This is a genomic window from Streptomyces sp. NPDC102402 (assembly GCF_044765765.1).
Lineage (GTDB): Bacteria > Actinomycetota > Actinomycetes > Streptomycetales > Streptomycetaceae > Streptomyces.
On sequence record NZ_JBIWKR010000025.1, the window covers coordinates 30,158 to 41,509 of the forward strand.

Consider the following 11,352-nt stretch of genomic DNA (forward strand, 5'->3'; position numbering starts at 1 on the left):
GGGCCGGATCAGCGCGGACCACGGCCGTACGCCTGGAGGGTCCGCAGGGCCCTGAGCGTCACGATCGGACGGCCCTCCAAGGCGGTTCCGGGCGCCCACCGGCGCCAGTTGACCGGCCACCCGCCGTCCTCCTGCTGCTCGGCCGCCAGATGGTCCAGGGAGCTTTCCAGCTCACCGTCGCTGAACCACCGGCGGGCGAGCGACCCGGGCGTACGGGCGTAGTCGTAGGGGAAGTGGTGCTCCCCCGGGGCGTAACCGGGGGCCACCGGGTACTCGTCGCGGCGCCGCGCGTCGAGCACCACCAGCCTCTGCGCACGGACCAGTCGCCCCAGCCGGTCGGCGGCTGACTCGGCGCGCCCCCGGTCCGGTACGCCGTCGAGGAAGGCGACGGCGGCCTCGACCTCGTACGGATGGGACCGCTGGGACCGCTCCAGCGCGTCGACCGCGGCCCAGCAGAAGTCGGTGGCCCGGAACAACCAGGCGTGCCATACCTGATTGCGGTGCAGGAGCCCGACCACCGGGCCCGTCGACAACAGCTCGGCGGGCGGGTCGTCGACGACGGGGATGAACGGAGCGGAGGGGTAGCCCCGCTGCGAGGGACGGAGCGCGGGCAGAGCGCCCTCCTTGGTCGACACGTCCGTCAGGTAGCGGCAGATCCGCTCCACGCGCAGACCACCGCAGCGGCCGATCGAGTCGAGAACGCTCAGCGCGTGTGCGGTGTGCAGCGGTTGACTCACCGGTCCGCGGAGATCGGGTTCGAGCGCGTGAGCATAGCCACCGTCCTCGTTCCGATAGGCGGCGAGCGCGGTCTCGACGCTGTCCGCGCTCCCTTCCAGGAAGAGATGGGCGAACCGCCGCTGTTCCAGGACGCGTGCGGTGAGCCAGATGAACTGCTCGGCGCGGGCGAGAGAGTGTGCTCCGGTTCCAGCCATGGACCGACCGTAGAGGGGAGAACGCGCTCGGCAGGGTCCTCCCGGCCAGGCTGCACTCTCAGGGGCGGGATACTGGAGGCATGCGGTTGACGATTTTCTGGGAACGGATGGCGGACTACTTCGGCGCGACGTACGCCGATTCCTTCGCGCGCGATCACGTGATGGCGGAGCTCGGTGGCCGCACGGTGCACGAGGCCCTGGCCGCGGGCTGGGAGGCCAAGGACGTCTGGCGCGGGGTCTGCTCGGCGGTCGGTGTGCCCGCGGACCAGCGTTGAGCGGCGCGGTCCCGACCACCGGAACGACTTCGCCTTTTCGCACTGCCGCTACCGGGCCGGGCAACCGGCTGTCACCGCGGTGAGCGAGACTTGTCCCGTGGCACCGACAGACGAGACCGCCCAGACCGAGCCGCCCGCCTCACCGCCCGTCCCGCCGGCCGCACCACCTAATCCGCCGCCCGGTACCGGCCCCGCCCGCATGCCCGGATGGCTGCCGCGTGCCGTGGTGATGGCGCTGGCGCTCTACGGGTGCTTCCAACTCGGCAGCTGGGCCTTCTACCAGCTCATCGGGCTGCTGACCAACGTCCTCATCGCCTTCTTCCTGGCGCTGGCCATCGAGCCGGCCGTCAGCCGCATGGCGGGACGCGGGATGCGCCGGGGGCTCGCCACCTTCCTGGTCTTCCTCGCCGTGCTGATCGTCGGAGTGGGCTTCGTCGTTCTGCTCGGGTCGATGCTCGCCGGACAGATCGTCGACATGGTCGAGGAGTTCCCCAAGTACCTCGACTCAGTGATCAACTGGGTCAACCAGACCTTCCACACAGAGCTCTCCCGTGTCGAGGTGCAGGACAGCCTGCTGCACTCGGACTGGCTCCAGAGATACGTCCAGAACAGCGCGACCGGTGTGCTCGATGTCTCCACGACCGTGCTCGGCGGGCTGTTCCGGCTGCTCACGATCTTCCTGTTCTCCTTCTACTTCGCCGCTGACGGCCCCCGTCTGCGGCGCGCGCTGTGCTCCGTGCTGCCGCCCTCGCGGCAGACCGAGGTGCTGCGTGCCTGGGAGATCGCGGTCGACAAGACCGGCGGCTACATCTACTCGCGCGGGCTGATGGCGCTCATCTCGGGCGCGGCGCACTACATCCTGTTCGAGGTCCTCGGAGTGCCCTACGCGCCTGCGCTCGCGGTCTGGGTCGGCCTCGTCTCGCAGTTCATCCCCACGATCGGCACCTATCTGGCCGGGGCACTGCCGATGTTGATCGCCTTCACCGTCAACCCCTGGTACGCGTTGTGGGTCCTGGGATTCGTCGTGGTCTACCAGCAGTTCGAGAACTACGTGCTGCAGCCGAAGCTCACCTCCAAGACGGTCGACATCCACCCCGCGGTCGCCTTCGGGTCGGTGGTGGCGGGCACCGCGCTGATGGGCGCCGTCGGGGCACTGATCGCCATTCCGGCGGTCGCGACGCTCCAGGCGTTCCTGGGCGCCTACGTGAAGCGCTACGACGTGATGGACGACCCGCGGGTGCAGGGCGGGCACCGCTGGCGGCGTGGAGAGCCGGCGCTGACGAGGATCCGGCGCGCGGTGCGGCGCCCGGGCAGGGGATGACACGGGCAGGAGGAGCGCCGCCCCCTCAGGCCACCGTCACCAGGTGAGGACCGGCGCGTCGGGTTCGTGCCGCCGCCAGGCCTCGTCGAGTCGCTTGAGCCGGTCGGCGGCGGCGATACCGCGCAGGGACGCGACCTTGCCGTCGCCGATCTCGAACGCCACGGTGCCGATCACGCGGCCGTCGACCACGGCGAGGACGGCCGGCGATCCGTTGACGCGCGCGATGTGGATCGCGGGCGAGCCACCGGCCAGCCGCCGCTTCGCCGGCGTGGGCTTGAAACCCGCCCGCACGAAGGAGGCGACCCGCTCGCGCGTGTCGAACCGCAGCAGCCTCCTGCTCAGCCCGGCGCCGTCGGACACCGCCGTCACGTCGTCGGTGAGCAGCGCAACCAGCCGTTCGGTGCGCCCCGACGCGGCGGCGGCGAGGAACTCCTCGACGACCCGGCGCGCGGCCCCGGGGTCGGCCTCACGGCCCCGGCGGCGTTCGGCGACGACCCGGGTCCGGGCCCGGTGGGCATGCTGCTGGCTCGCGGACTCGGTGATGTCGAGGATCCCGGCGATCTCGGCATGGCTGTACGAGAAGGCCTCACGCAGGACGTAGACGGCCCGCTCGACCGGCGAGAGGCGCTCCAGGAGGGTCAGCACGGCCAGGGACACCGATTCGCGCTGCTCGAAGGTGTCGGCAGGGCCGAGCATCGGGTCGCCGTCCAGCAGCGGCTCGGGCAGCCAGGCACCGGCCGTTCGCTCGTGGCGTGCCTGAGCAGAGCGGAGCCGGTCGAGGCAGAGGTTGGTGATGACCTTGGTCAGCCACGCCTCCGGCACCTCGACGCGTTCACGGTCCGCGGCCTGCCAGCGCAGGAACGTGTCCTGCACGGCGTCCTCGGCGTCGGCGGCCGAGCCGAGCAGACGGTACGCGAGCGAGGCCAGAAGGCCCCGGCCCGCCTCGAACCGGTCAATGGCTGCGCTGTCCACGCGGAGCAGCCTAGGAGACGGTCTCAGCGGCGGTCCCGTCCGGCACGGTGGCCAGACGGCGCCTGCGCGTCGGCATGCCGAAGGTCGGGTGGGCGATGCCCGCCCCGGCCCCCTTGAGCACGCCCGACTTGAGTCGCGCCGCGCTCCGGCCGCCGAGGTACCAGGACTTCGGCCGGACGTCGCCGTCCACCATCTGGAAGATCGCGTCCCGTCGTCCGAGACTGAGGTGATTGCCGTAGTGCCTCAGCCCGACACTGGGGACCTTGCCGCCCGTGAGACGCGCGACGATCGCCGCTGTCGCCTGCATGTTGGTGATGCCGGCCGACGCGCAGGACATCGGCAGCGGCCGGCCGTTCTCGCCGATCGCGTAGGCGCAGTCACCGGCGGCGTAGACGTCCGGGTGCGAGACCGAGCGCATGGTGCGGTCGACCACGATCTGGCCGGTCCCGGCGACCTCCAGGCCGCTGGCGGCGGCGATGGGGTCCACGGTGAACCCCGCCGCCCACACGGTCACGTCGGCAGGGAGGGGCGTGCCGTGCGAGACGATCGCCCGTGCCGGTTCGACGGCTTCGACGGCCGTGTGCTCGTGGACGGTGACGCCGAGCCGGTCGAAGGCCCGGCGCAGATGGAGGCGGGCCTTCGGGGAGAGCCAGGCCCCCGGTTCGCCGCGTGCGGCGAGCGCGACCGACAGGTCGGGGCGGGACTCGGCGAGCTCGGTGGCGGTCTCGATGCCGGTCAGCCCCTCACCGACGACCAGCACGGTGCTGCCCGCGCCCAGGCCGGCCAGGCGCTCGCGCAGCCGCAGCGCCGAGGACCGGCCGGTCACGTCGAAGGCGTACTCGGCGACGCCCGGGACGCCGTGGTGGGCGACGGAGCTGCCGAGCGTGTAGAGAAGCGTGTCGTACGGGAGGTCCCCGTCACCGGCCTCGCCGGCCAGGGCGACGGTTCCGCGCTCGGGGTCGACGCCGGTGACGCGCGCCAGGCGCAGGCGCACTCCGGTGTCCGCGAACACGTCGGCGAGCTTGCGGCACGAGAGGTCCTGCCCGGCCGCGAGCTGGTGGAGCCGCATCCGCTCGACGAAGTCGGGCACGGCGTTGACGACAGTGATCTCGGTGTCGGCGGGTGAGAGCCGGCGAGCAAGGCTGCCGGCGGCGAATGCCCCGGCGTATCCGGCGCCGAGGACGACGATGCGGTGCTTCATGGCGTTGCTCCTGTCTCGTTCGCGTGCCCCTTGAACGGGGCGGCGGCCTGATTACTGACAGGAGATGGGTGTGACGTGGGTCACATGATGTGGTTCCGTGGGTGTGAGCCTCGTGGCGGCCGGTCCCCGATCGTGATGATCGAGGTCCTGCGGCGCGGGGCGGCCGTTCCCGGCCGTGTCGGCCCGGCGCGGTGCGCTTGACACCGAAATCGAACATCCATTCTTATGGAATTCCGGCCGGGTTTTGCCGGGCCCGACCGTGGAGTTGTCCACAGGGCGGGAGGACGTCGAGGCCCATTGTCAGTGGCAGGGGTTAGCGTCTGTGACGTGAAGCGATCGACTCAAGCAAATCGGGTGGAACCCATGGCAGGAACCGACCGCGAGAAGGCGCTGGACGCCGCACTCGCACAGATTGAACGGCAATTCGGCAAGGGCGCGGTGATGCGCCTCGGTGAGCGGCCGAACGAGCCGATCGAGGTGATCCCGACCGGGTCGACCGCGCTCGACGTCGCGCTCGGCGTCGGCGGCCTGCCCCGCGGCCGAGTGGTGGAGGTGTACGGGCCGGAGTCCTCCGGCAAGACGACGCTGACGCTGCACGCGGTGGCGAACGCGCAGCGGCTCGGTGGCTCGGTGGCCTTCATCGACGCGGAGCACGCTCTCGACCCGGAGTACGCGAAGAAGCTCGGCGTCGACATCGACAGCCTCATCCTCTCGCAGCCGGACAACGGCGAGCAGGCGCTGGAGATCGTGGACATGCTCGTCCGCTCCGGCGCGCTCGACCTGATCGTGATCGACTCCGTGGCGGCCCTGGTGCCCCGTGCGGAGATCGAGGGCGAGATGGGCGACTCGCACGTGGGTCTGCAGGCCCGCCTGATGAGCCAGGCGCTCCGTAAGATCACCAGCGCGCTCAACCAGTCCAAGACCACCGCGATCTTCATCAACCAGCTCCGCGAGAAGATCGGCGTGATGTTCGGTTCCCCGGAGACCACGACCGGTGGCCGGGCGCTGAAGTTCTACGCCTCGGTGCGTCTGGACATCCGCCGGATCGAGACGCTCAAGGACGGCACCGACGCCGTGGGTAACCGCACCCGCGTCAAGGTCGTCAAGAACAAGGTCGCGCCGCCGTTCAAGCAGGCCGAATTCGACATCCTCTACGGCCAGGGCATCAGCCGTGAGGGCGGTCTGATCGACATGGGCGTGGAGCACGGCTTCGTCCGCAAGGCCGGCGCCTGGTACACGTACGAGGGGGACCAGCTCGGCCAGGGCAAGGAGAACTCCCGCAACTTCCTCAAGGACAACCCCGACCTGGCCAACGAGATCGAGAAGAAGATTCTCGACAAGCTCGGCGTCGGTGGCCGTTCGGAGGATGCCGCGGCGGAGCCCACGGCCGACGCCGCAGCCACCGCCGGCGCTCCGGCGGAGGGAGCGGTCAAGTCGGTACCGGCTCCGGCGACCAAGGCCAAGCCCGCCAAGGCCGCGACGGCCAAGAGCTAGGCCGTGACGCGTCGCACGGAGTGGCCGGGCGCCGACACGACCGGTGCGGATCCCGGCCCCGAGTACGCCGCAGAGCCGTCCGGAGGCCTTCCGGAGCCCGGCCGGGGGGCCGGGTTCGGCGAGGGGGCGGGCCGTCGATCCCGCTCCCGTTCCAGAAGCAGCGGTTCCCCTTCCTCGTCGAGGGCCGAGAAGGGGGAACCGCGAGACCAGGTCGAGCAGGCTCGCAACATCTGCCTGAGGCTGCTGACCGGAACCCCGCGTACCCGGCGGCAGCTGGCCGACGCGCTGCGCAAGCGGGAGATCACCGACGAGGCGGCGGAGGAAGTGCTGTCGCGTTTCGAGGACGTGGGGCTGATCGACGACGCGGCGTTCGCGGATGCCTGGGTCGAGTCCAGGCACCACGGCAGAGGGCTGGCCCGGCGTGCCCTCGTGAGGGAGCTGCGCACCAAGGGGGTGGACCCGGCGGTGATCGACGAGGCGGTCGGACAGCTCGACCCCGAGCAGGAGGAGGAGACCGCCAGGGAGCTTGTCGCGCGGAAGCTCCGCTCCACCCGGGGGCTGGACCGCGACAAGCGTCTGCGCAGGCTCGCGGGCATGCTCGCGCGTAAGGGGTACGGGGAGGGAATGGCCCTGCGCGTGGTGCGCCAGGCGATCGAGGCCGAGGGGGAGGACACGGAAGGGCTGGACGAGCTCTTCTGACGTGGGGGAGCTCCTCCGACCAGGGGCGGAGGAGCTGGAGGAGAGGGACGGGGGCGGGGGGCGAGACAGAGGGCACAGCGGCCGCCGGGGAACAGGCCGGCTGACGTGCCGTGGTCCAGCGCCAGGAGTGCACGGGGGTGCGGCGCCTGCGCGGCGCCTGCGAACGGGCGCCTGCGCGGCGCATGTGGACGGGGGCCTGGGCGGCGCATGTGGACGGGGGCCTGGGCGGCGCATGCGAACGGGGGCCTGAGCGATGCAGCCGAACGGGGGCCTGCGGCGGTGGCGGAGGGGGCCACCGCCGCAGAGCCCCGGCCGGCGGAGGCTGCGCAGGCACCTTGGACCGGGGGCTGCGTCCGCCCCGTCGGGTGTCGCGGGCTGTCGTGCGGATGTCCGGGCGCGGACCTGCGTCGGGCACGCGTCGGCCGGCTCAGTGCCCTGCCAGGGAGGCCCGGCGGATCGTGGCGTCGAGCAAGGCCAGTGCATCAGCGGCGGTGCGCCCGGGCTGACGGTTCCAGGGGCCGATCAGATCGGTCCAGCCCTGCGAGCGCAGCTCTGTGATGATCCAGGCGCCGGCACGGTCCAGGGTGCCGAGCGAACCGTATCCGAGCCGGTGGGCGGTCAGCATGGCCCCGCACAGGCAGCGCGCGCCGCGGGCGTTGCGCAGACGGTAGGGAGTGTTCTGCCACCCCCAGTCGGTCAGGACCTGCCGCGCGTAGCCGAGATGGACGGACGGGCGCACGTCGGGCTGTCCGATCCGGCGCCATGCGTGCAGGCGCTCGGGCAGTACGGCTCCGAAGCGCCCGGGGAGCGGGCGCTCGCGGGGAAGCGACGTGGGCAGGGTCCGCAGTGAGTCCTCGACGAGCCGGTCGACGGGCACCGACAACAGATCCCGCCAACCGGAGGTGGGAGCAGGGGGCGCCTCACTCTCCGGAACATGTGCCGGGGGTGCGGTTGCCGGCGGTGCGGGCTCCTCGGCGGTGCGCTCCCAGCCCGTGACGATGTGCTGCCACGTGTCCGTGTCATGGAGCCGGGAGGCCTCCGCGTCGATCTGGTCCGGGGTGAGCTGAACGGTTTCCATCAGCGCGACATCTCCGTACATTCCGGTCCTCAGTGATGAGGTGAATGTCCGTCGTGCGCGGTGATTGCTCCACCGGAGAGCGGCGTTCGGGTGGGGCGAGGAGCCGTTCGGCTCCCGTGGACGCCAGCGGGGGCCCGCTGGCCGAGGCTGCGGGTCAGTGGGTGCCGGGCTCCGCCGGCCGGGGAGTCACGGGAAGCCCTGCCGCGCGCCATGCCTGGAAGCCGCCGGTCAGATCCGTGGCCCGGTGCAGTCCCAGCTGACGCAGGGAGGCGACCGCGAGGCTCGACGCGTAGCCCTCGTTGCAGATCACCACGACCCGCAGATCGTGGCTCACCGCCTGCGTGGCACGGTGGCTGCCCTGCGGATCGAGTCGCCACTCCAGCTCGTTCCGCTCGACCACCAGCGCCCCGGGGATCAGCCCGTCCCTCTCGCGCAGCGCCGCGTAGCGGATGTCGACCAGCAGCGCGCCCTCGGCTGCCGCGGCTGCGGCCTCCGCGGGGCCGATACGTTCATAACCGGCCCGCACCCGGTCGAGCAGCCCGTCGATGCCCACCGGGGCCCGGCGGCTCTCGTCCGCGCCGCTCACTGCCAGTCCTCAGGGCGTTCCGTCTGCTCCAGACGCAGCACCGGGCCCGTACGGCTGTAGCGACGGATCTGCGGCAGCGGGGGGTAGTACGCGTGCACCGACACGGCGTGTTCGCGCCCGGACTCGTTGAGGACCTCGTGGACGTGGTGCCGGCCGAAGGCCCTGCCCTGGCCCGTCGCCAGGAGCCGTGTCCGGTCGACGCCCTCGCTCAGTTCGAGCGTCTTCCAGCCGTCGGTGGGCAGCCGTGCGGCCAGCGAGTGCTCGCGCAGGGCGCCTGCCGCCACGGTGAACGCGCCCGTCGACTCGGCGTGGTCGTGCCATCCGGTGCCGGAACCGGGCGGCCAGCTGATCAGCCAGGCCTCACTGCCGCCAGGGCCTTCGAGCCTGAGCCAGGTGCGGCCCTCGGGATCGAGGGGCAGCGAGGCGACGAGAGCACTGTCCTCGGCGGTCCGGCGGACGAAGTCGAGCAACTCCGCGGCGGTCGGGGCCGGAGCGTCCTGGCCTGGGGCGGCCGGGGCTCCCACGGCGACGGTCGAAGTGCCCGCGGCGACGGTCGAAGTGTTTGCGGCGACGGTCGAAGTGTTTGCGCCGACGGTCGAAGTGCCCGCGCCGGGAGCATCCGGGGCGGGAGCGTCCGCGCCGATAACGGACGCGGGAGTGGCCGGGGAAGGCGTGGGTGTGGGCAGTGAAGGGGAGGATGCAGACACAACGGCCGTCCTGAGAAGTTCGCGTGGAAGCACAGCGGTGCGGAGAACAGCACGGCGTGCGGGGGAAGGCGATTCAGCAGGACGGGCGACACACGCAGCCCGCATAGCGGACGAGGTCCATATGGACCCTCCGCCACAGGCGCACATCGGTGTCAGTCATGATCTGGAGTACACCATGTGCGCCTGCGACGGTCAATTGACGTCCGCGGTCCGGTCGGAGCTCGCGGTGGTGGGCGCGTCGTCCCCGTGCGCCGTACCCGCGCCACCGCCGCGCGCCGTGTCCGCCGCCGCGAAGAGCTCCGCCGGCCGCACACCGCCGAAGGCCGCCACGAGATGTCCGTCCGGCCTGACCAGCAGCACCGTATGGGCCGTCGCCCCCGGATAGCTCTCGGTGACCAGCAGTTCGGCCTTCACCGGGAGGGCGTCCACCGCATCGACGAGCCGGGGCATGACCCCCGCGGTCAGCCAGTGCCGCCGGTCCCAGACCCCGGTGCCCGGTGCGACCAGGATCACCAGCAGATGCCCCTGGCCCAGCCTGTCGCGCAGCCGCACCGTCTTCCCGTCGGGCGCGGTCACTTGCACATCGGCTACCGGCGCACCTGGAGCCGTCCCCACCGTCGCGTGCGCCTCGGCGCGTTGAGGCGAAAGGGGGGAGTGGTTGTACGAAGGGGGCGCGCCCAGCGGCCCGCACCCCAGATGGCCGTCGGCCAGCAGGGTGTCGTGCCCCCGTGCGCCACCGGGTACGAGCGTGCGGAGGCCGGCGCTGCCCCGCAGTATCGGCAGCGACTGGTCGGCGGCACGCAGTCTGGAGGCGACGGCGGCCCTTCGCTCGGCCTGGTAGCTGTCGAGCAGGAGTTCCGAGGCGCTCTGGTGCCAGGCCTGGGCCAGCTTCCAGGCCAGGTTCTCCGCGTCGCGGAGCCCCTCGTCCAGTCCCTGGGTGCCGAGCGCTCCCAGCAGGTGCGCGGCGTCGCCCGCGAGGAAGGCGCGCTCGGAGCGCCATCGCCTGGCCAGCCGGTGGTGCAGCGTGTACACGCCCGTGTCCAGCAGCTCGTAGGCCGGTGTCTCACCGCACCAGCCCGCGAGGGTGTCGCGGATCCGGGTGATGAGGGCGTCGGGAGTGACCAGTTCACCGCGCGGCGGGAGGAGCCAGTCCAGACGCCAGACATCTCTCGGGAGCGGTCGCGCGGTGACCTCCGCACCGCCGGTGCGCCAGGGGGGAGAACGGTGCAGCACGGCCTCCCCCGGCCAGGGGAGATCGGCCCGCAGCGCGGCGACGGCGTGCCGTTCCACCGCCGTACGGCCGGGGAACCTGATGTCCAGGAGCTTGCGCACGGTGGACCGTGCGCCGTCGCAGCCCACCAGGTAACTCCCGCGCCACCAGGTCGATCCGGGCTCCCGGGTGTGCACCGTGACCCCGTGCGGGTCCTGCTCCAGGGTGTCGATCCTGCCGCAGGGCACCATGGTGACGAGGTCCTGCGCGGCGACCGCGGCCCGTAGCCCTCCGGTGAGCGCGTGCTGGGGCAGATGGACGGGCGAGGCCAGTGGGACGGTGCCGTCCTCGTCGCCCAGCGGCACGGCCCGCACCAACTGCTTGCGCCGTACCGACCGCCAGCCGGCCCACCGCAGCCCCTCGGTGTGCAGCGTCGCGCAGCCGAGCCTTTCCACGAGGTCCGCGGTGTCCTCCCGCAGCACGACGGTGCGCGCCGGGCGGGGTTCGTCCTTGCCCGGGCCCTCGTCGAGGAGGACCACGGGAACGCTCTGAGCGGCGAGAGCGAGCGACAGCGCCAGCCCGACCGGGCCGGCGCCGACGACGATCACCGGGTCCACGGGGTGATCCCTCCGGCGCCGGTCGTCGAGGCCCAGGGAAGGGAGAAGTGAGCGGCGGCGGTCGTTCGGGGCGGGATCACAGAACGTATGCAACCTACTGGCGGTGCGTGCGTCAAGTGACCAGGGAACGTGGCGGGGGGGGGGGGGGGGCCCCCCCCCCCCCCCCCCGGGGGGGGGCCCCCCCCCCCCCCCCCCCCCCCGGCCCCCCCCGGGGGGGGGGGGGGGGGGGCCCCCGGGGGGGGGGGGGCCCGCCGGGGGCC

The 11,352-nt window shown here is 72.3% G+C and carries 12 protein-coding genes; 4 read left to right on the forward strand and 8 right to left on the reverse strand.

Annotated features, from left to right (window positions below):
• Positions 1–8: 8 nt before the first annotated feature.
• Positions 9–932, reverse strand: coding sequence for a hypothetical protein (locus tag ACIRJR_RS35650; RefSeq protein WP_403788673.1), 924 nt, complete (start codon positions 930–932; stop codon positions 9–11).
• Between the two features lie 80 nt (positions 933–1,012).
• On the opposite strand from ACIRJR_RS35650, the gene ACIRJR_RS35655 reads away from it, so the two are divergent.
• Together ACIRJR_RS35655 and ACIRJR_RS35660 are read left to right on the forward strand one after the other, a co-directional pair.
• Positions 1,013–1,207, forward strand: a complete 195-nt coding sequence (locus ACIRJR_RS35655) for a DUF3046 domain-containing protein (protein ID WP_403788675.1) — start codon at positions 1,013–1,015, stop codon at positions 1,205–1,207.
• A 199-nt stretch (positions 1,208–1,406) separates the two neighbouring features.
• Positions 1,407–2,528 (forward strand): AI-2E family transporter, encoded by a 1,122-nt coding sequence (locus ACIRJR_RS35660; RefSeq protein ID WP_403788695.1) that lies wholly within the window; start codon positions 1,407–1,409, stop codon positions 2,526–2,528.
• 36 nt (positions 2,529–2,564) lie between these two features.
• Here the strand turns inward: ACIRJR_RS35660 and ACIRJR_RS35665 are convergent, their stop codons facing one another.
• Together ACIRJR_RS35665 and ACIRJR_RS35670 are read right to left on the reverse strand one after the other, a co-directional pair.
• Complete coding sequence (locus ACIRJR_RS35665) at positions 2,565–3,500, reverse strand: sigma-70 family RNA polymerase sigma factor (RefSeq protein WP_403788677.1); 936 nt, start codon at positions 3,498–3,500, stop codon at positions 2,565–2,567.
• Between the two features lie 10 nt (positions 3,501–3,510).
• Positions 3,511–4,701 carry an NAD(P)/FAD-dependent oxidoreductase gene (locus ACIRJR_RS35670; protein WP_403788679.1) on the reverse strand — a complete coding sequence of 397 codons (1,191 nt, stop codon included), beginning with the start codon at positions 4,699–4,701 and terminating at the stop codon, positions 3,511–3,513.
• A 363-nt stretch (positions 4,702–5,064) separates the two neighbouring features.
• Between ACIRJR_RS35670 and recA the strand changes: the two genes are divergently transcribed.
• Both recA and recX read left to right on the forward strand, forming a co-directional pair.
• Positions 5,065–6,195 (forward strand): recombinase RecA, encoded by a 1,131-nt coding sequence (gene recA, locus ACIRJR_RS35675; protein ID WP_403788681.1) that lies wholly within the window; start codon positions 5,065–5,067, stop codon positions 6,193–6,195.
• Between the two features lie 3 nt (positions 6,196–6,198).
• Entirely contained in the window at positions 6,199–6,894 is a 696-nt protein-coding gene (gene recX, locus ACIRJR_RS35680; RefSeq protein WP_403788683.1) for a recombination regulator RecX, read from the forward strand.
• 427 nt (positions 6,895–7,321) lie between these two features.
• On the opposite strand, the gene ACIRJR_RS35685 is transcribed toward recX, so the two are convergent.
• The 5 genes from ACIRJR_RS35685 to ACIRJR_RS35705 form a co-directional block, all read right to left on the reverse strand.
• Complete coding sequence (locus tag ACIRJR_RS35685; protein ID WP_403788685.1) at positions 7,322–7,972, reverse strand: hypothetical protein; 651 nt, start codon at positions 7,970–7,972, stop codon at positions 7,322–7,324.
• Between the two features lie 154 nt (positions 7,973–8,126).
• A complete protein-coding gene (locus ACIRJR_RS35690) occupies positions 8,127–8,558 on the reverse strand; it encodes a rhodanese-like domain-containing protein (protein ID WP_403788687.1) in 432 nt (143 codons plus the stop codon).
• On the reverse strand, positions 8,555–9,082 hold the full coding sequence (locus ACIRJR_RS35695; RefSeq protein ID WP_403788689.1) for a cysteine dioxygenase: 528 nt from the start codon (positions 9,080–9,082) through the stop codon (positions 8,555–8,557). The genes ACIRJR_RS35690 and ACIRJR_RS35695 overlap by 4 nt, the downstream gene beginning before the upstream one ends.
• Positions 9,083–9,338: 256 nt before the next feature.
• On the reverse strand, positions 9,339–9,425 hold the full coding sequence (locus tag ACIRJR_RS35700; protein ID WP_311605579.1) for a putative leader peptide: 87 nt from the start codon (positions 9,423–9,425) through the stop codon (positions 9,339–9,341).
• A gap of 32 nt (positions 9,426–9,457) precedes the next feature.
• A complete protein-coding gene (locus ACIRJR_RS35705) occupies positions 9,458–11,092 on the reverse strand; it encodes an FAD-dependent monooxygenase (RefSeq protein ID WP_403788691.1) in 1,635 nt (544 codons plus the stop codon).
• Positions 11,093–11,352: the final 260 nt, after the last annotated feature.